This window comes from Treponema sp. OMZ 788 (genome assembly GCF_024181245.1).
GTDB lineage: Bacteria > Spirochaetota > Spirochaetia > Treponematales > Treponemataceae > Treponema_B.
Genome location: NZ_CP051199.1, coordinates 2,428,378 through 2,447,439 on the forward strand (window position 1 = coordinate 2,428,378; position 19,062 = coordinate 2,447,439).

Consider the following 19,062-nt stretch of genomic DNA (forward strand, 5'->3'; position numbering starts at 1 on the left):
ACACATGGACAGCAAAAATTTTGATAAGAAACTTTTAACATTACAAAAAAAATTAAAGAGGCTTAGGCTAGGCGAAAAGATTAAAATTTCCCTTGATGTAAAATCCGTTGTTTTAGAAGGAGATGTTTCCTCGATGGAAGAAAGGATTGCGGCAGGCTATGCTGCTGCCCGCTGCGGTTTTAAGGGAGTCGTAAACGATCTAACTATAAACGGCAAGGGGGAAAAACCCATGCACCTGCCGAAAATAAAAGATTCTCTTTTAGAGGACAGGAACTTTGATGCCGTAATCATAGGCGGAGGAGTAATAGGCTGTGCCATCGCAAGAGAATTATCACGCTATGATTTAAAAATCGCCCTCTTTGAAAAAGAAAGCGATGTTGCAATGCAGGCTTCGGGGCACAATGATGGAATGATTCATCCGGGCTTTGCAGATAGTCCTAAAAAGATAAAGGGCAAGCTGAACATACGCGGCAACAGAATGTACACAAAGGTTTCAGAAGAGCTGGGCTTTGAAATAAACCGCTGCGGCAGTTTTTTTCTTTTTTATCATCCGGTTTTTAAATTGCTCGTTCCGCTTATGAAAAGAAGATGCCGCCTAAACGGAGTGGACGGAGATTACGGCTACCGCTCCCGCAAGCTAGTAAAAAAAATAGATCCCTTTATGACCGATAAAAACTACGGCGGTTTTTGGCTTCCATCATCCGGAGTTGCTTCTCCGATGAAGGTTACCGTTTGTTATGCCGAAAACGCTTGCGAAAACGGAGCGGAATTCTTTTTTAACACAGCCCTAATCGGTGTCAAAAAAGAAGGCACTGCCGTAACAGAACTTATAACCAACCGCGGAACCTGCCGTACAAAACTTTTAATAAACGCTGCCGGAGTTTGGGCAGACAAGGTTGCAGGTCTTGCAGGCGACAGATTTTTTTCGATCCATGCACGCAAGGGAACGGATGCCATTCTCGATAAGAGGCTAAAGGGCTTACAAAAAACAGGCTCCGCCATGCCGAGCCTTTTAAGGCTTCGGAAAGGTCATTCAAAAGGAGGAGGCATAATGCCCTGCGTTGAAGGCAACCTCCTCATAGGTCCGAATGCTGTAGAGGTTATGGATAGGGAGGATTTTTCTACAAGGCCCGAAGCCTTTGAAGAAATAAAAAAACACTTAAAGCTAAACTCAAAGGTTTCACCTTCCGACATAATAACCTATTACAGCGGAACAAGGGCCTGCACATGGGAAGAAGACTTTATTATCGAGGCTTCCGAGAGGGTCGATAACTTGGTTCACGCTGCAGGAATTCAGTCCCCCGGCTTTGCTTCGGCTCCTGCTATTGCAGAGGACATCGTAAAGATTTCCGTTTCAATTTTAAAGAAAAAAATGGACGTAAAATTAAAAGAGAATTTTTCGCCGATCAGAAAAGCTATGAAGCCTGTTTCCGAAATGGAAACTGAGGAAAGAAAAGCTTTAATCGAAAAAAATCCTCAATACGGAAAAATCATCTGCCGCTGTGAAGAGGTCAGCGAGGGCGAAATAAGGGATGCGGTAAAAAATCCTCTAAATGTATTCACCCTTGATGCAATTAAAAGAAGGGTAAGAGCCGGAGCCGGCAGATGTCACGGAGGCTTTTGTACTCCCCATATCTTAAAAATTATTGCAGAAGAAAAAGGCATCCCCGTTGAAAAGATCACAAAGAAGGGAGAGGGTTCCGCGCTTGTTCAGCCGATAGAAAACTTTGAAGCCTTTAGCGGAGGCGAAAAATGAAACAACTTGCATTTAACGACTATGATGTCATCGTTATAGGCGGAGGCCCTGCCGGAATGGCGGCGGCCTTGGCTGCCTCAGAAAAAAGTCCTGAGTTAAAAATCGCCCTTATAGAAAGAGAGGGGCAGATAGGCGGCATCTTAAAGCAGTGCATTCATGACGGCTTCGGTCTAATCCGTTTTAAGGAAAGGCTGACCGGCCCCGAATACGCATGGCGTTATAAGGAAATGACAGAGGCAAAAGAAAATATCGATATTTTTCTTTTTACCTTTTTAACCAAACTAAAAAAAGAAAATGATTTATTCTGCATGGAATTTACAAATCCCGAATACGGAATTTTTGAGCTTAAAGCAAGAAGCCTTGTTGCAGCTATGGGCTGCCGTGAAAGGACTGACAGGCAGGTAAACATTCACGGGGAAAGACCGGCAGGTATTTTTACTGCAGGACAGGCACAGGCCCTCATAAACCTTCACGGGTTTATGCCGATGCTTACGGCGGGAAAAAAATGCGTAATCTTGGGTTCGGGAGACATAGGTCTTATAATGGCCCGCCGACTCACCCTTGAAGGCGCAAAGGTAGAGGGGGTCTACGAAATCAAACCCACCCCCTCAGGCCTCAGCCGAAACATCGTGCAATGCCTTGACGACTACGGCATACCCCTTCATCTATCAACAACAGTTATTGAGGTTGAAGGCAGGGAAAGGGTCGAGGCAGTAAAGATTGCCCAAGTGGATAAAAATATGCATCCGATTGCAGGCACCGAAAAAAGAATTCCCTGCGGCACCCTGATTTTAAGCGTAGGCCTCATCCCCGAAAACGATATACTGTCAAGCCTCAATGTTCCTATAGACGGAAGAACAAAGGGACCAATCGTAGATCAATTTATGCACACGGAAATTGCGGGTCTCTTTTCTTGCGGAAACGCCCTGCATGTAAACGACCTTGTCGATTACGTTTCCGAATCGGGAAAAATTGCGGGAGAAGCCGCTGCCGATTTTGCTTTAAACATGAGGGCCGGGGAAGAAAAAACTTGCCCTTTAAATATTAGCACCGGGGCGGAAAAACTTTTGCCCTTAAATATCAGAGGAAAAATCCTCTATGTTGTTCCGCAAAAAATCGACACAGAGGCAGAGGGCTCTATCATCTTTTATTTTAGAGCCTCAGAAGAAATGCAAAATGTTACGGTGAGTCTTAAAGTCTGCTTTGAGGACAGCCCTGAGGCGGAAACTACGAGTGGCGGCAAAACCGTCTTTGAGCGTAAATACGAAGAGCTTAAACCTCCCGAAATGGAGCGCTTTATTTTGCCTTGCGAAAAACTAAGAGGGGCCGAAAAGCTTGAAATAGTTTTAAGCGAAACTTCACCGGATAGCATCAAAACCTCATTGGAAAATAAGGGGGTCAATAATGGAAACTAAAAGCCTTATCTGCACAGCCTGTCCCAGGGGCTGCCGCCTGAGCGTAAAAATCGAAGGAGAAAATATCAGCGTTACAGGCAATAAATGCCCTAAAGGGCTTTCATACGGAAAATCGGAAGCCGTCTGCCCGATGAGAATTCTTACAAGCACGATAGCCTCTTCGGTAGAAGGCTTCCCTAGGCTCCCCGTAAAAACAAGCAAAGAAGTTCCCTTAAAAAACTTTGCAGAATATATGCACCTTATCAGAAAGCTTAAAGCAGACTCTTCAAAAAAGCCCGGCGACATAATCATAAAAAACTTTGCCGAAAGCGGAGCCGATTTAATCGCAGCAGGAGGATCCCAATGAAAACCATCTTGACGGTCGATTGCGGCACCCAAAGTTTACGAACAATGCTCTTTGACTTAAAGGGGAATATCTTGGTGGCAAGCCGTATTTCCTATAAACCCCACACAAGCCCTCAACCTGCATGGGCCGAACAGGATGTAGAAATTTACTGGAATGCTTTAAAAGAAGGCCTTTCCAATCTTAAAGAAAAAGCCCCGGATGCTTTTGCAAACATTGCAGGAATGGGCATCTCTTCAATGAGGGCTACTACAGTTCTGGTCGATAAAGACGGAAAAGTTTTGCGGCCCGCAATTGTATGGCTCGACAACAGGACAGCCCACGGTCCCTATCATCCCAACTTTCTTGTACGAACAGCATTTCATGCAGCCGGAGTTTACGATCCTATAGTTACAGTTCAGTCAAATTGTAAGATGAACTGGCTTCGGGAAAACGAACCTGAAATCTGGGATAAAACATGGAAGATGTTTTTTCTTTCGGGCTGGTTTATTTATAAGCTCACAGGAAAGGCCTGCGATGCCGTCTCCTCGATGGTCGGTTATGTTCCATTCGTGAATCGAAAAAGAGCGTGGGCAAAAAAACATTCGATCGAAGAAACTCTTATGCCCCTGGAAAACGAAAAACGGCATGACCTTACCGAAAGCGGAAAAATAATCGGCACCCTAACGGATGGAGTTTCAAAAGAATTGGGACTCCCTCAAGGTATTCCCCTTGTTGCTTGCGGAAGCGACAAGGCTTGTGAAACTATTGGAGTGGGCGTAGTAGATTCATCTCTGGCCTCTTTAAGTTTCGGCACAACCGCCACAATCGAAGTCTGCTCAAAAAAATACTTTGAATATAAAAAACTCTTTCCTGCCTACTGCGGCATTCTTCCAGATACATGGCTTTCGGAATTGGAAATCTTCCGCGGCTATTGGATGATAAGCTGGTTTAAGGAAGAACTCGGCAAAGAAGAATGTAAGCTCGCCGAATCTAAGGGTATAATACCTGAAGTTATTTTGGATAAGCTTTTACATGCTTCTCCGCCGGGCGGAAGAGGCCTTATGCTCCAGCCCTACTGGGGAGCAAGCGTCTTTGACCGTTATGCAAAAGGAAGCATCATAGGTTTCGGCGATGTCCATGGCCGAGATGACCTATACAGGGCAATTATCGAAGGCCTTGCGTACTCTTTGCGTGAAGGCTTGGAATTAATCGAAGCCAAGGGAAGGTTGAGATGTGAAAAAGTTGCTGCCTCAGGGGGAGCATCCCAAAGTGATGCTATCTGTCAGATTACCGCAGACATTTTAAACCGGCCGCTTGTGCGGGGAAAAACACCTGAAGCCTCCTCCTTAGGAGCAGCCATCATAACGGCAGCAGGAATAGGCGAGTATGCTTCAATCAAAGAGGCCGTAAAGGAAATGGTCCTATCCGAAAAAGAATTTACACCGAACCCCGAGCACCGCTCCCTTTATGACGGTCTCTTCGGCGTATACAAAAAAATATATCCTGCACTAAAAGATATTTACAAGGATATTCAAAGAGTAACAAATTATCCCGAAACAAAAAAAATGAACGAGTAAAGGAGAATGACTTATGGGAAAAAGATACGGGTACAAGGATTTTAAACCTGTTTGGGAACAGGTACCTCCGCCTAAGGGCTCTTTTAGAGAGGCGGCAAAGTGGGGCAACCCCAACGAATTTAAAGAACCTAACGAAAGGCTTTATAAATATATGAAAACCGTCTTCGGTATAGGAGATGAGGCCTTTAAACAAAAGCGTTTTGAAGGGCTTGAAGCCCTGCCCGAAAACCTTCCGGTAAACCTAGAACAAAAACACATTGAAGCCCTAAAAGAAATTTTCGGAGAGGCAGATGTGAGCACGGCCGTTAAGGACAGGGTATCTGTCGCCTACGGAAAAACCATGTACGATGCCTACCGCCTCCGTGAGGGCATCCTCGAAAACATAGCCGATGTTGTTGTATACCCTTCCGATCATGAGCAAATCGTTAAGCTCGTAACATACGCAAATGAACATAAGATTCCCCTCTATGTGTACGGAGGCGGTTCTTCCGTTACAAGGGGTGTTGAGGCTGTAAAGGGCGGCATCTCCCTCGATATGCGTAAAAACTTTAACAAGGTTTTAGCCTTCAATGAGGTAGACCAGACAATCACGGTTCAAGCCGGAATGTCGGGACCTCAACTGGAAGCTCACCTAAACAATGCACAAAAAGAATTCAACGCAAGGATGGCCTACACCTGCGGACACTTCCCGCAGTCCTTTGAGTACTCCTCCGTGGGGGGCTGGGTAGTTACCCGCGGAGCAGGCCAAAATTCCACCTATTACGGAAATATAAAGGATATTGTATTCCAACAAACCTATGTAACGCCTGCCGGTATAGTTAAAAGCTACGGACTTCCGGCCCATGCTGTCGGCCCCGATATCGATGAGCTTATGATGGGAAGCGAAGGCTCTTTTGGAATTCTTACAAATGTTACCTTGCGGTTTTTTAGATACAGACCTGAAACCCGCAAAAAGTTCAGCTTTATATTTAAAACTTGGGAAGACGGAATGAGGGCCTGCCGCGAGATTATGCAAAACGAATCGGGCTTTCCTTCGGTGTTTAGGCTTTCGGATGCGGAAGAAACCGACATGGTTTTAAAGCTCTACGGAGTAGAGGGCACCATAGCAGAAACCGCAATGAACCTCATGGGATATAAGCCGATGAAGCGCTGCCTCTTTTTAGGCTGGAGCGAAGGCGATAAGGAATTTTCAAAGCAGCTTTTCAAAAAGGTAAAGCGTATATGCAAACAAAACGGCGGACTTTTTTTAACCGGCAAACCGGTGGACGGCTGGGAGCACGGCCGCTTTACCGATCCCTATTTAAGGGAATCCTTGCAGGATTACGGCGTAATAATCGACACAATGGAATGCAGCGTAACCTGGGATATGATGCCTCGGGTTCACGAAGAGGTAAGAAAATTTGCCAAATCCCGCCCTCACACGGTCTGCATGACCCATCTTTCCCACGCCTATCCTCAAGGGGCCAACCTCTACTTTATCTTTATAGGCCTTTTTAAAAATAAGGAAGAATATGTAGAATACCAGTACGGCATCTTCGACAATATAATGAAGGCAGGGGCTGCCATGAGCCACCATCACGGTGTCGGCAAGATGACGGCAGCCTGGGTTGAAGAGTCCATAGGCAAGACCAATTTTGAAATCTTTAAGGCCTTAAAAAAACACTTCGACCCGAACAACATAATGAACCCGGGCGGAACCCTCGGCCTCGACATGACGGAAGACCAAAAGCGGAAACCGAAATACGCCGGAAAAACCTGGGCGGAAGCTTAATTTTTTAGAACCGGATATGTTTATCAATCCGGTTCTCCTGCAATTCGGCATACGAGTTCAATATCATTCGCAAAATAATCATCGTCCATCATCTATGCGGCATCCCAAAAAAGATAGTATTTATCCCTTTCTACGCTTAATCTTAATCTTAAACTTAAAATACATATCTTATCGTCGAATACTTTTGCAAAATCTATTTTTTCAACCAACTGTTTGTGTATTTGAAAAAGCAAATCCAGATTTGTAAAATACTTCCCGTTTTCCGCTTTTATTGTAAACTCCGGTTCTTCCTCATAATTTGAAACACATATTTTAACCTCAGGCTTTTTAATCGCAATTCTTGATAGATATTTATCAGCTTCTTCTTGGCTTATATTTTCTGCATTCTCTTTATAAAATTTTTCTTTTAACTCTTCTTGTGTATAAATATGTTCGCCGTCTATTGTTATGTCCATTCCGGAAAGAAGATTTACAGGCATTTCTTTGTCTTCACCATCATAGATAACGTAATTTTCAATTTCTTTCATTTCTAAAAGATTGTCCACGCATTTTATAAAGCTTTCTTTTGTTTCGATATTATCTTCAATAATTCCAAGATAGAAATAATCTCCTGCTTCAAATGAATACAGCAGCTTTTTATTTTGTCTGATTAAACCTGCATAAAGTATAGCTCTGTCCACGGGATTCACAGCTTCAAATTCTAAAAAATAAAGATCATCCAATGTACTATCACAATCTGATGCATTTTTTATCAAATCGGGCATATCGTATCTTGATAAAAGTTCACTCAAAATATCATAAATATCCATGTCTTCATCGGAACAAACCACCGATAAATAATAATTTTGAAAAAGTGCATAATCCAATACTCGGTTTCCTATAATGTTCATCATCATAGTATCTATATTTTCTACTCCGATAATATGATAAAAGATTTTCGCGCTTTCTCTTACTTTTCTTTCGATCGAAATATCTTCAGCATAGCGGTCTATTAAATCCTCACTAAGGGCTGTAATTTCATAACTGAAATTCGAATTGTTTTCAAAAATATGCTTTTGTTTTGCAATTAAAAGATGAGTCTTATGCAAAACATCTTCTTTCATCAGAAAATAAAGATAGTACTTTTTAGCTGCAAGAATATCGGAAAGATGACTTATAAATTCCATATGGTCATGATACTCTTTTTTAGGACGGATTTTTATACCGGTTTTTTCTTCCGCCCATTTAATAATACCTGCATAGGAAGAGCTCAAGGGCGAACTGTCATTGTTTCTAATCAAAAGATCGGATAAAAATTCCTTAAAGGAGAGGTTTTCATACACAAAGTTATTTTCATCTTCTTTCGATATACTTAAAGAAAAATATTTATTGACACAGGATATAAATTCATCTTTTGTTGTCGAAGCACAAAAATGCTCCGCTATCTTTTCTGCAAATGCCGAGTAGCCGAGCTTTTTCATCTTCAATAAAATATTCATTTTGATATACATAAATAATATAGAAAACGAAGCTTTTAATTCTTTCATCTCTATTTCGGTTAAGTTTATGCTTTTTGTATTTTTTATAATATGCTCTTTGTTTTCCGAATTTGTAACGGACACTTTGTTTTGTCTTAATTCAAGTCTGTCTTTTGTTTTACAAATAAAATAGTTATCTTCTTTTTTGCTATGATAAAAAATTAACTGATACGGCACTCTATAAAAAAGTTCATCCCTTTTTTTTGTTTCACCCTTATATATCCAGCCTGCATAATTTTCTCCGAAAACAATACCTGCCGTATCAAAACTCGATATGGAAACACCCGACAAAATTCCGCCTGTTTCAAGAGTTTCAAGCATTTTAGGAATGATAAATCTGACAATCTCTTTTTCTTCATATACACCCATTTCGTGCAGTCTTTTTGTCATAATTATTATTTTTTCAAAAAGCTCTTCCGGAAAGTCATCAGGATCCGCAAGTGTTACATCATTGAAATTTTCTTCAATGTACTCTCCATCTTGCTCATAATCCAAATAATAAGCTAACGGAATTACCTTTCTATTTGTTTTATTAAAAATATTTAAGAAACTCAAAATAATCACCTCTTCTTTGCCGGAACCTTGCGGACATTTTATGATTGCATTATAACATAGATTAAGAGATTTTCAAAGGGCAGTTGTTGTTTACAGCGGTTAGAAAACTCTATGTAACATTGAAATAGCATTTCTTAAAACATGTACAACTTGACTATGTTATACATATATGGTACTATACTTATATGAAAACATTGTCCGTAGCGAAAATAAGAACAAATTTCTCTGCACTTTTGAAAGAAGTGGAATTAGGTAACGAAATCGGAATAGCATTTGGCCGAAAAAAAGAAACAATAGCGGTAATTGTTCCAATTGAAGAGTATAAAAGGATAAAAATGAGGAAACTCGGTACATTGGAAGGGAAAGCAACAGTTGAATTTAGTGAAAATTGGGCTATTACGGATGAAGAGTTTATTAATTTATGAAAATCCTATTAGATACACATTATTTATTATGGTCATTTATTGATACAAGTAAAATATCTCGGTCGGTTTATAATAAATTATTAGCCGATGAAAATGAAGTTTTTTATAGTCAGGCTAGTTTATGGGAAATATCAATAAAATTTAATATGGGAAAATTATCGTTAAACGGAATAAAACCGGAAGAATTCTACGCAGAAGTAGAAAATAGTTTTTTTAAATGCAGGTCTTTTCAAAACGATGAACTAATTACTTTTTATAAATTACCAATAGAGCATAAAGATCCATTTGATAGAATTATGATTTGGCAATCAATAAAGTCTGATTACTATTTTTTATCTGTTGATAATCAGATTACAAATTATAAAAAATACGGTTTAAAAATTTTGTCCTAACAGCCGCTTCAACCTGACATTGCGACAAGCCTTGTTGCACTTTAAGAGAATGTGCGAAAAACATTACCAAGGTCTAATTAAAGGCATGATATACAAATTAAATCCAACATTCTTTGCGGCCTTAACGATCTTAGCGGTTAATCCAATCAAAAATTAACCGTAAGGAACGCAAAGACACACAAGCTCTCTCTTGAGATTCGCAAAGGGTAAATAAAATTAACTATCTCCAATTAAGTAAAAATATCCCGCTTTCCATACTTGAAAAAACTTCTTTTTTGGTTTATTATCAAGATACGCATAATATATGTTGGAAGGACGCCTTCGGCGCAGAGTAATAGGAAAATATATGAAAACAAGAATAACGATACTTGAGAACAAGGACTGTGAATTAATTTCCGAAGAATTTAAAAAACAGAATTGGGATAAGCCGGTAAAGCAATATCAGAATTATTTAGTTGAACAAACTAATAAACAAAGAATAGTTTTGGTGTATTGGATTGATGATAAATTTGCTGGATATCTCACGGTTAAATGGGAATCCTATTATTCCTATTTTAGGGAAAATGATATTCCGGAAATCATGGACTTGAATGTTTTAGAGAAATATCAGGGTAGAGGTGTTGCCTCCAGTTTAATGGATGAGGCGGAAAAATTAGTATTTGCAAGTTATTCTAAAATTGGTATTAGTGTTGGATTAACAAAAAATTATGGAAAAGCACAAAGATTATATTGTAAAAGGAATTATATTCCAGATGGCAATGGAATCATTTATAATGATAATTATGTCAAGTATTTCAGTAGCGTTAGAGCTGATGATGATTTAGTCTTAGCATTGATTAAAGAAAAAAGACTTCCAACAACTGCTTCAACTTGACTCACCTGCGGTTCGCAAGTTAAGCAAATGTTAGATGGACGCTTCGCGCAGAGGAAAATAAAGGAATAAGAAATGAAAAGTATCAAGCAATTAGTGATTGCATATATCATTTTTGTAACATTATTTACATTTTCGTTTTTGTTTAATAGTCTTTTTATGTATGATTTTACTAGTAGTATGGATACATGGTTAATAAATAATAAATTGTCAATCCAGCTTTCAAATGAATCTTTATGTTTTTCAACTGTTTCGTTATGTATCTTTTTTGTTTTAAGTATCTGTAATCCAATAATTAATCGTAGTAAGAAAAACCTTATACTATTAGCATTAGTTCTTTTATGTATACCAATATTATTATTCATAATGATTATTCAAGGAAGGTTGGTTTATCAAATAAACAATTTAGTATTAATTGAATCAAATATTACATTGTTATTAAGTATATATTTTGGTTCACAACATATATTATTTCTTATTATTGGAGCAATTGTGATAATACTGAGTCTTAATAAAAAAAATAATATTCTTAAAAAGGTTATGAGTTTATTTGTTGGTCTGTTATTAATTATAGAAGCATATCCGTACTTATTAAATAAATATATAAATGTCTGTATCATAACTATTTTTGCGATTTGGAATCTTTGGTTCATAATTGATAGTTTGAATAGAATACAAAATAAAGAGCATCCAACAACTGCTTCAACCTGACTCGGCTATTGTCACGAAACTTGCTTGTCGCTTCGCTCGGCAAGTTTCGCGCCAATATACGCCTCGCAGGTTAAGCGAATGTTAGGATGACGCGCTAACGCGCGCAAAAAAGAAAAACATATTAAATGCAAAGAAATATTTATATGAAAGTAGTATATGAAACTAATGGAAAAGGATTTCTTGGTTGGATAGAAAATCTCCCTGGTGCCTATGTTCGAGGAAAAACAATAGAAGAAGCACGAAATAAATACAAAAGAGAAATTAAAGAATATGAACAATGGTTGGATATAGAAGTTAGTGAGATTGATAAAATTGAGGAAGTAATTGTACATAGTGATTTAATGATTGAAGACGCTGATAGTGATATTATTCTTGAGATAGAGAAGAAAGAGTATGAGAATGAGAATGATTTTTATCATGAATGTGAGTTAGCATTTTTATCCGCAAAAAAAGTTGATGCTGTATATAACAAATGTAAGAACAAAAATGTAATCGATGATAGTAAAGTAAGAAAAACATTTTATGGAAATGTATATTCTACAATATTTGAACAATATAAACATATATGTAATGTACAAAAATATTACTTAGGACAAGTAGATTTAGAAGCCGATATTGATCTTGATATCATAAAAGGAAGAAAAAATTGTATTGATGAATTAATAAAAAAATACAAAGAAGAGGGAAATAGAGTATTTAAGAATGAAGAAGATTGGTCTATTAGAAAAGTGCTGAGGCGATTGATCTGGCATGATAGAATTCATGCAAAAGCAATGGAAAGAATGGAGTATAATATTACTAATAAATAAACTTAACATTTATTTATAAATTATCAGATTCTATAACAATAGCAATAATATAAGTTTTAATTTATAAAAATTTAGGTATATGAGGGTATTCGGTAATAAAAGACAATTATTTGATATATTAAAATATTTTTATTTATCTATTGACAAATATGCACTGTAATGCATATAATATAAACATGTGGAAAGTTAATGTGACAGAAGAATACGAAGAATGGTATAAATCTTTGGATAAGGATAGTATGTCAGAGTTGTACTATTTGACAGAACTTTTGAGATTAAATGGTCCTGAATTAAACCGTCCATATGCGGATATTATCCATGGTTCAAAGAAGATAAAAAATTTAAAAGAATTAAGAGGCCGAACTTCTGAAACAGTTTTAAGAGTTTCTTTTTTCTTTGATAAGGAAAGAAAAGCAATTTTGCTTATAGGTGAGGATAAAAAAGGTGTAAATGAAAAGAAGTTTTATAAAGATTTAATAAAACGATCGGAAGAAATTGCTGAAAAATATGGATATATTTAGGAGGTTAATATGAAAGATGCGTTTGAAATGATGGAAAGATATATGAGTGAGGAAGAAGTAAATAAAGCAAAATTGAAAGCAGAAAGAGAAAATTTTTCAATCAAATTAGCTAGGATTAGAGAATTACAGGAACTTACTCAAAGCGAGATTGCAAATTTTAGTCAATCATCTGTTTCAAGATTAGAAAAAAGAAAGGATATAAAGCTATCAACACTTATTGATTATATTGATAGTATTGGAATGGGACTAGAAATAAAAATATATCCTAAATTAACTAATTCAAAAGTAAAAGAGGAAGTTTTATTAAGAACATAAGATATCCTAACAGCCGCTTCAACCTGACATTGCGGAGGAGCCGCAAATGCAGGTTAAGCGAATGTTGAACGGACGCAGTGCGTCCGTTCAACGGGCGGCGGCATATCCGCCTGTCGTCCGGCGCGCAGCGCCGTCCAACATGCGAATTAAGCTGACGGCGCAGCTCAAAAGCCTAAAGGCTTTCTCACTTCTTGCAGCTTATCCGCCGCCCGTTATGGTTACTAAAAAACAGCTTTTTAGAGGTGCCCATGATATACTAAATAATAGGAGATTAAGTTATGAAAAAAATGGAACATCAATACTTCGGTCAGTTGAATCTTGCGATAACAGACGATGCGGAAGTAATTTGGGAAAAAGAGATTCAGGGGATAGATACCTGTCTTTGGTTCGATAAAAATGGAGAAGTACCGGCCGGCATACTCGACCTTTATGCACAGTTTCTTGAGAACATAGATGATAAAATAAAAGAAGCAAGAAAAACACTTATAGCATATTTAAAAGATGACAGCTACTATATCGACTTTCATATTGAAGAATGCGGACTGGAAGATTTGCCGAGCGATATTACCGAGTTTGTAAGTAAAATGACGGTAACGAATGTAGACTTATGGATTGACAGTGAACAGCCGCACATCGCAATGGATTTTATGATTGCACCTGATGAAAGCGATGAAATACTCTGCGTAAAATTCGGTGAAGATGCAAAAATCATATCCATTGATTGGGAAAGTTAATTGGTGTTGTAGCTAAAGAGATTGAAAATGAAGAAGAGAAAAAAATGATAGTTACAAATTTAAGTTTTAAAGAGAAGAATATGAAAAAATTCATATCAAATAAATGTTAGGGGTGGGCGTTTGAATAAATACAGCCGAATACTAAATAAAGAAGTGAGAATATACAAAGAATGGGTTTATAAGCATTATTCTGAGATGACTGAAGATACTGATAATGGAGAATTTCTAGGTCCTTCTTTTGATAGAATGAGAGAATCTGCAATCTCATTTGTAAAGAATGTAGAAGTAAAAGATGTTACCGAAACTGATTTAGAATCTATACTTTATTGTGTAGCCAGGGACAATGAATGCGAATATTTGGCTGACTTTATTTCGTCATATAAAGAATGGTTTAAATATTTGATTGAAAGATGTATAGATTCAATTTATACAACTGCGAAGTGGCAGCTAGTAAAAAGATTGCCAGTTTATAAAGATGATAGTTCAGTTACTGATTGGGTATTCAAGTATATAAATGTAGATGATGAATATACACAGAGAATGTCTTTAAGTGCTTTAAGTGAGATAGATTATAAAAAAGCAGAACAGTATGCGATTGAATTTTGGGAAAGAGACAAATATAAGGGTGATACCTATGCTGAAGAGTATCAAAAAATAATGGCACTCAGTGTTCTTTATAAAATAAAATCAGATAAATTAAGCGAATATATTGAAGCGGCGAGACAATTAGACTTTGTTTATTTGAAAGAGAATGCAGATGAGATTGCAAATTCTGATTAATTTTCTAATTTTCTCACTAGGAGGTAGATTGAAAAGTAGCTAACTTAATGCAGCATTCATTAAAAAAAGAGGAGTTTAATTTCAACAAAAATAGTTGGTCTTTAAACTATGAGTATTTTAAAATAGAAATTAATGAAGATGATTTTAAAAATGAAGAATTAAAGGGAGCCTCTAAAAACATCAGTTTTTTAGAGGCTCCCTTTAATTTAATTTGCGATGTTTTTCATAAGTCATTAATATATAAAGACTTATGAAAAACTCGTCGGGCATCTCTAAAAATCCAACAAGGTTTTTAGAGATGCCCTATTGGATATACGATGAAAAAAACGGAGTTTTTATAAAAATATCGATATTGAATACATTGCGGTAACTGCTTATTCGCTTTTTTTAACCGAGTACACGAAAAATGGAAACGGAAAATCTTTTTGACCGATTCGGCGCAGTCTTAAAAGACTATATAGACGACGAAGATGCACAAAAGCGCCGATATGCAAAACGCCCATTGCCGACCGGCTGTTTTTCCGCGGGCGGAACAGCAAACAAAGGGCGCAAACGATACGTCTTTTGCGCAAAAACACGCTGAAAACCCCAAACGGGTAAATACGCGCCCGTTCAACGGGCGGCGGAATCTCCGCGTGTCGTCCGGCGCACAGCGCCGTCCAACACGTGAATTAAGCTGACAGCGAAGCTCAAAAGCCTAAAGGCTTTGAAAGCTTCTTGCAGCTTATCCGCCGCCCATTATACGCACAACGCAGTGCGTTGGATTTTAGGAATAAAAATGTATTTTTTAGTGATTCTAATTGTACTTTCGATTTTTTTTGTTATTTATTATAAAAAATATAAAGTAAAGCAAGAAATTTTGATAACCAGTGAAATTAAAGAAGAAGATTATCAAGAAATTCAAGAATATATTTCTAAAACATATAACATAGATATACATGAAATTTTATTTACATTAATAAAAAATTCTAATAACAAAAATCTGATTCGTTTTGAAGTAAAATTAGAAAATAACTCTCAAGAAAAAAATATTAAATTTGATAATAAGAAAAAAAATGAAATTACTTTTTATATAGCCGAAAAAGAATTTGAATTGCAAAATAAATATAAGGCAAGATTTTTCACCTATTTTTCATCATTTGAACGAGAAGAATTAGAGCGAATATATAAAAATTTACCAGAAGATTTGAATTTCCTAAAAAAAGAAATAAATAATAAAAATATCTGGATAATAAAGAAAGTATTTTATACACGTGTTGTTGTATTTTTTTATTCAAATGTACAAATTCCGAATAAACTAGAAAAATATAGAATTGAAATGATGATAAAAAATTATATTTATTCTTCATTGAAAGAATTTGATTTTAATAACAAATTAAATGTAGACAAAATAAATATTGAATTTGACACTAAAGAAAATTTTGATACCAACTATGAAAGTAATTGGTATTATTATATTTTATAAACGTATAACACCCGCTTTAACCTGCAAAATTAACTTATAAAACTTGTTTGATCCCATAAAATTTGTACAAAAAATATCGAGACGGTAAGGTATTTTGTTTATATAATTTCCATAATAATACAGGAGAAAAGATGAACAGTATTCAATTATTTAACAGGACGATAGACTACATCGAAAATACACTCGACAATGAGCTTAGGGTATCGGCACGCCGACACTCCCGATAGAGATACGGTGACAGCAGCAGGAAAACAATCCCGCTGTTTATGACAATTAAAGAAATAACTGAGTCTATCAATTCCCCTCCTCTTGAATTTTTGTTCTTCTTATGCTACACTCGCTTTCGCCGGGGTGCTTATACAAGCTGAGAACATACCCGCAAAGGGCTGTCCGCACGGATGCCCTATTACCTGATCCGGATAATACCGGCGGAGGGAGCTTATGAAAAATCATTTACGCTCTATTTTAATTTTCTCATTTTTAATTATCGGTTGTACCGCTCTTTTTGCAGGCGGTGCAAAAGAATCTGACGGAACAAAGGTTGTGGTTTATACGACAAAATCCTTTGCTGCGGACTACGGTCCAGGCCCGAAAATTGCAGAGCTCTTTAAGGCAAAAACGGGCAAGGATGTAGAATATGTCGTCTGCAAAGAAGGCGTTTTAAACAGGGCCATATTGGAGGGTAAGACTTCTACAGCCGATGTGCTCATTGGTATCGATAACCATCTTATCGAAAAAGCCCGCAAGGCAAATGTTTTAAAAGCCTATAAACCTACGGCCGCAAACAAGATAGAGTCGGATGTTCTTATCTCAGAAGATTGGCTTTTAACCCCCTTTGATTACGGCTATTTTGCATTTATGTTCGACACAAGGGCCAAAATCAAAAAGCCCTCATCTTTAAAAGAACTAACCGATCCTTCCTATGCAAAAAAGATTGTAGTTTTGGATCCGAGTTCAAGTACAACAGGCTTAGGCATGGTTGCGTGGACAAAGGCTGTTTTTGGTGATGAGTACCTCAACTTTTGGAAGTCCCTCAAGCCGAATATCTTTGCAATGGCCCCCAAGTGGAGCACAGGGTACGGCTATTTTACAGCCGGAGAAGCACCTATGGCTATCTCGTATACAAGCAGCTTGGCTTCCCATGTTTTGTATGACAAGACCGACCGCTTCCGGCCATTGGTTTTCGAAGAAGGCCATGTCATTCAAATTGAAGGCATGGGTCTTGCCGCTAATGCTGCTAATGTTAAGGGAGCAAAGGCCTTTATCGACTTTATGCTGACTGAAGAAGCTCAAAGCCTTCTTCCCGAAACTCAGTTTATGTATCCGGTCATCAAGGGGCTTCCCCTTCCTGTTTCTTACAAGGATGTTCCCAAACCTGCAAAAATCTTGCGCATTCCTTCAGAAGATCAAACCGAATCGGTCAACGCCGTAATTAATGTTTTACAAAAATAAGCAAGAAGGCCTTAGACCGAGCGGCAGCCTATCTCTGATAGAGCGCCTATCTAAGATAGGCGGCCTTGTTTTGCCGCTCGGCGGCCTTATCTTTTTTCTTGTACTTCTTTCTTTTTTTCTTCCGTTAATATTGAGCTTTGTTCCCTTATTTTCTTCACGATTTGATTTTTCGCATATTACGGGAGTAAAAAGCTCCTTTGATTTTTCGCATATTTTTAGGATAACGGTTTTTACGGTTTCTCAGGCTTTTTTTTCTGCCCTGCTTGCCTGCACCGTAGGTTTTGCAGCGGCCTACCTTTGTGCAAGAAAAAACTTTCGGGGCAGAAAATTTTTAATGGCCCTGTCGAGTGTTCCCCTCTGCGTGCCTGCAATAATCGTCGCCCTTTCCTTTATAATCTTTTTTGGAAATAACGGAATCCTCAACTCGTTTTTAAAGAGTCTACTAAACCAAGATGAGCCTCCCATTAATTTTTTATTTTCGATGCCGGGGGTAATCATAATTCACGGATTTTATAACTTTCCCCTTGCGATGAAAACAATCGCCCAAGTTTGGGAACGTTTAAGCGAAGATGAGCCTAATGCAGCCCTCCTTTTAGGAGCAAGTAAATTTAGAATCTTTAAAACCATAACCTTTCCTGCCCTTTTAAATTCGATAGCCGTTTCCTTTTTGCTTATCTTCCTCTTTTGCTTTTTTAGTTTTATAATAATCCTTCTTTTCGGAGGTCTTGCGACCACAACCTTAGAGGTCGAGCTTTACAAGGCAGCCCGCACAAAATTGGATATGAACCTTGCAGCAAAGATAGCCCTTACCGAAATATCTGCGGCCTTAATTTTAATCCTCATCTATTCTCACTTACAAAAAAAAATGAGGGTACAAAACGAAAACTTAAAGGGAATAAGGGAACGCACCGCAATAAAAGGCCTTAGGCAAAAAATCTTTTTCAGCCTTACAATTTTTATAATTATTCTTTTTTTAATAGCGCCCCTGTTTTCTATTTTTTTACATTCCACATATAATGTAAATTACACTTCTATCTTTAACAAATTTTTTTATTTTAAGGCATGGAAAAACGTTTTTTCATCCCGAACCTTTTGGACGGCTCTTTGGGCAAGTATCAAAATCGGCTCTCTTACAGCCTTTGTAAGCCTCGCAGCTTCCTTGTTCTTTGCATACATTACAGTCTTTTATAAATGGAGAAGAATATACGCCCTTCTTCCGTACCTGCCCTTGGCCGTGTCATCGGTCATGCTCGGCTTCGGCTGGCTCTTGTTAAGACCTAACGGAACGGAACTGATTTTAATCTTTGCACAAAGCTCCCTTGCGTGGCCCTTTGCATGGACTCAGATACAAACCTCGCTTTTACGCATTCCTCAAAATATTATCAATGCGGCAGTCTTGCTTTCACCCGACAAAAAAACGGCCTTTTTTAAGGTGATAGTTCCCTTGTGCAAAAAGGGCATTTTTTCAAGTCTAGCCTTTGTCTTTGCCATAAGTGCAGGAGATGCATCCTTGCCGATAGTCTTAAACATCCCGCGTTTTAACAATCTGGCCTTACTGATTTTTGACTACGCTTCTTCATACCGCTTTGTAGAATCTTCTGCAGTTGCAGTCGTCTTAAGCCTTATAACCGGCTTTGTTTTCTTTTTACAGGAGAAATAAATTTAAAATGA

General features: G+C 37.7%; 19 protein-coding genes and 1 riboswitch. Of the genes, 18 read left to right on the forward strand and 1 reads right to left on the reverse strand.

What is annotated here, in order from left to right; genetic code table 11:
* The first annotated feature begins 4 nt into the window (after nucleotides 1-4).
* From E4O00_RS12070 to E4O00_RS12090, 5 genes are read left to right on the forward strand one after another with little or no spacing between them, the layout of a single operon-like run.
* Complete coding sequence (locus E4O00_RS12070) at nucleotides 5-1,756, forward strand: NAD(P)/FAD-dependent oxidoreductase (protein ID WP_253677602.1); 1,752 nt, start codon at nucleotides 5-7, stop codon at nucleotides 1,754-1,756.
* Entirely contained in the window at nucleotides 1,753-3,171 is a 1,419-nt protein-coding gene (locus E4O00_RS12075; RefSeq protein WP_253677603.1) for an NAD(P)/FAD-dependent oxidoreductase, read from the forward strand. Before E4O00_RS12070 ends, E4O00_RS12075 begins: the two co-directional genes overlap by 4 nt.
* Nucleotides 3,161-3,517, forward strand: a complete 357-nt coding sequence (locus E4O00_RS12080) for a DUF1667 domain-containing protein (protein WP_253677604.1) — start codon at nucleotides 3,161-3,163, stop codon at nucleotides 3,515-3,517. The genes E4O00_RS12075 and E4O00_RS12080 overlap by 11 nt, the downstream gene beginning before the upstream one ends.
* A complete protein-coding gene (locus tag E4O00_RS12085; protein ID WP_253677605.1) occupies nucleotides 3,514-5,073 on the forward strand; it encodes an FGGY-family carbohydrate kinase in 1,560 nt (519 codons plus the stop codon). Before E4O00_RS12080 ends, E4O00_RS12085 begins: the two co-directional genes overlap by 4 nt.
* A gap of 13 nt (nucleotides 5,074-5,086) precedes the next feature.
* The gene (locus E4O00_RS12090) at nucleotides 5,087-6,844 is read left to right on the forward strand and encodes an FAD-binding oxidoreductase (RefSeq protein WP_253677606.1); all 1,758 of its coding nucleotides are present in this window, start codon (nucleotides 5,087-5,089) and stop codon (nucleotides 6,842-6,844) included.
* Nucleotides 6,845-6,936: 92 nt separating this feature from the next.
* On the opposite strand, the gene E4O00_RS12095 is transcribed toward E4O00_RS12090, so the two are convergent.
* Complete coding sequence (locus E4O00_RS12095; protein ID WP_253677607.1) at nucleotides 6,937-8,916, reverse strand: hypothetical protein; 1,980 nt, start codon at nucleotides 8,914-8,916, stop codon at nucleotides 6,937-6,939.
* A gap of 185 nt (nucleotides 8,917-9,101) precedes the next feature.
* Between E4O00_RS12095 and E4O00_RS12100 the strand changes: the two genes are divergently transcribed.
* The 13 genes from E4O00_RS12100 to E4O00_RS12160 all read left to right on the forward strand — a co-directional run bounded on the left by E4O00_RS12100 (nucleotide 9,102) and on the right by E4O00_RS12160 (nucleotide 19,051).
* The gene (locus E4O00_RS12100) at nucleotides 9,102-9,341 is read left to right on the forward strand and encodes a type II toxin-antitoxin system Phd/YefM family antitoxin (protein ID WP_253677608.1); all 240 of its coding nucleotides are present in this window, start codon (nucleotides 9,102-9,104) and stop codon (nucleotides 9,339-9,341) included.
* Nucleotides 9,338-9,733, forward strand: a complete 396-nt coding sequence (locus E4O00_RS12105; protein WP_253677609.1) for a type II toxin-antitoxin system VapC family toxin — start codon at nucleotides 9,338-9,340, stop codon at nucleotides 9,731-9,733. Before E4O00_RS12100 ends, E4O00_RS12105 begins: the two co-directional genes overlap by 4 nt.
* 346 nt (nucleotides 9,734-10,079) lie before the next feature.
* Entirely contained in the window at nucleotides 10,080-10,607 is a 528-nt protein-coding gene (locus tag E4O00_RS12110) for a GNAT family N-acetyltransferase (protein WP_253677610.1), read from the forward strand.
* 851 nt (nucleotides 10,608-11,458) lie between these two features.
* Nucleotides 11,459-12,124: a hypothetical protein gene (locus E4O00_RS12115; RefSeq protein ID WP_253677611.1), complete on the forward strand. Its 666-nt coding sequence runs from the start codon at nucleotides 11,459-11,461 to the stop codon at nucleotides 12,122-12,124.
* Between the two features lie 191 nt (nucleotides 12,125-12,315).
* Nucleotides 12,316-12,645 carry a type II toxin-antitoxin system RelE/ParE family toxin gene (locus tag E4O00_RS12120; protein WP_253677612.1) on the forward strand — a complete coding sequence of 110 codons (330 nt, stop codon included), beginning with the start codon at nucleotides 12,316-12,318 and terminating at the stop codon, nucleotides 12,643-12,645.
* 9 nt (nucleotides 12,646-12,654) lie between these two features.
* Entirely contained in the window at nucleotides 12,655-12,960 is a 306-nt protein-coding gene (locus E4O00_RS12125; RefSeq protein ID WP_253677613.1) for a helix-turn-helix domain-containing protein, read from the forward strand.
* A 278-nt stretch (nucleotides 12,961-13,238) separates the two neighbouring features.
* Complete coding sequence (locus E4O00_RS12130) at nucleotides 13,239-13,694, forward strand: DUF2004 domain-containing protein (protein WP_253677614.1); 456 nt, start codon at nucleotides 13,239-13,241, stop codon at nucleotides 13,692-13,694.
* Nucleotides 13,695-13,814: 120 nt separating this feature from the next.
* Entirely contained in the window at nucleotides 13,815-14,474 is a 660-nt protein-coding gene (locus E4O00_RS12135; protein WP_253677615.1) for a hypothetical protein, read from the forward strand.
* A 47-nt stretch (nucleotides 14,475-14,521) separates the two neighbouring features.
* A complete protein-coding gene (locus tag E4O00_RS12140) occupies nucleotides 14,522-14,728 on the forward strand; it encodes a hypothetical protein (protein WP_253677616.1) in 207 nt (68 codons plus the stop codon).
* A 152-nt stretch (nucleotides 14,729-14,880) separates the two neighbouring features.
* The gene (locus E4O00_RS12145) at nucleotides 14,881-15,057 is read left to right on the forward strand and encodes a UbiA family prenyltransferase (RefSeq protein ID WP_253677617.1); all 177 of its coding nucleotides are present in this window, start codon (nucleotides 14,881-14,883) and stop codon (nucleotides 15,055-15,057) included.
* A 123-nt stretch (nucleotides 15,058-15,180) separates the two neighbouring features.
* Complete coding sequence (locus E4O00_RS12150) at nucleotides 15,181-15,939, forward strand: hypothetical protein (protein ID WP_253677618.1); 759 nt, start codon at nucleotides 15,181-15,183, stop codon at nucleotides 15,937-15,939.
* Between the two features lie 337 nt (nucleotides 15,940-16,276).
* Nucleotides 16,277-16,393, forward strand: a riboswitch (TPP riboswitch).
* Nucleotides 16,381-17,391 carry a thiamine ABC transporter substrate-binding protein gene (locus E4O00_RS12155; RefSeq protein ID WP_253677619.1) on the forward strand — a complete coding sequence of 337 codons (1,011 nt, stop codon included), beginning with the start codon at nucleotides 16,381-16,383 and terminating at the stop codon, nucleotides 17,389-17,391. Its footprint overlaps the riboswitch before it by 13 nt.
* Nucleotides 17,375-19,051 carry an ABC transporter permease gene (locus E4O00_RS12160; RefSeq protein WP_253677620.1) on the forward strand — a complete coding sequence of 559 codons (1,677 nt, stop codon included), beginning with the start codon at nucleotides 17,375-17,377 and terminating at the stop codon, nucleotides 19,049-19,051. Before E4O00_RS12155 ends, E4O00_RS12160 begins: the two co-directional genes overlap by 17 nt.
* Nucleotides 19,052-19,062: the final 11 nt, after the last annotated feature.

Coding starts and splice junctions, on each gene's coding strand:
- E4O00_RS12070 (WP_253677602.1), top strand. CDS start 5: ATGGACAGCAAAAATTTTGATAAGAAACTTTTAACATTACAAAAAAAA.
- E4O00_RS12075 (WP_253677603.1), top strand. CDS start 1,753: ATGAAACAACTTGCATTTAACGACTATGATGTCATCGTTATAGGCGGA.
- E4O00_RS12080 (WP_253677604.1), top strand. CDS start 3,161: ATGGAAACTAAAAGCCTTATCTGCACAGCCTGTCCCAGGGGCTGCCGC.
- E4O00_RS12085 (WP_253677605.1), top strand. CDS start 3,514: ATGAAAACCATCTTGACGGTCGATTGCGGCACCCAAAGTTTACGAACA.
- E4O00_RS12090 (WP_253677606.1), top strand. CDS start 5,087: ATGGGAAAAAGATACGGGTACAAGGATTTTAAACCTGTTTGGGAACAG.
- E4O00_RS12100 (WP_253677608.1), top strand. CDS start 9,102: ATGAAAACATTGTCCGTAGCGAAAATAAGAACAAATTTCTCTGCACTT.
- E4O00_RS12105 (WP_253677609.1), top strand. CDS start 9,338: ATGAAAATCCTATTAGATACACATTATTTATTATGGTCATTTATTGAT.
- E4O00_RS12110 (WP_253677610.1), top strand. CDS start 10,080: ATGAAAACAAGAATAACGATACTTGAGAACAAGGACTGTGAATTAATT.
- E4O00_RS12115 (WP_253677611.1), top strand. CDS start 11,459: ATGAAAGTAGTATATGAAACTAATGGAAAAGGATTTCTTGGTTGGATA.
- E4O00_RS12125 (WP_253677613.1), top strand. CDS start 12,655: ATGAAAGATGCGTTTGAAATGATGGAAAGATATATGAGTGAGGAAGAA.
- E4O00_RS12130 (WP_253677614.1), top strand. CDS start 13,239: ATGAAAAAAATGGAACATCAATACTTCGGTCAGTTGAATCTTGCGATA.
- E4O00_RS12140 (WP_253677616.1), top strand. CDS start 14,522: ATGCAGCATTCATTAAAAAAAGAGGAGTTTAATTTCAACAAAAATAGT.
- E4O00_RS12145 (WP_253677617.1), top strand. CDS start 14,881: ATGGAAACGGAAAATCTTTTTGACCGATTCGGCGCAGTCTTAAAAGAC.
- E4O00_RS12155 (WP_253677619.1), top strand. CDS start 16,381: ATGAAAAATCATTTACGCTCTATTTTAATTTTCTCATTTTTAATTATC.
- E4O00_RS12160 (WP_253677620.1), top strand. CDS start 17,375: ATGTTTTACAAAAATAAGCAAGAAGGCCTTAGACCGAGCGGCAGCCTA.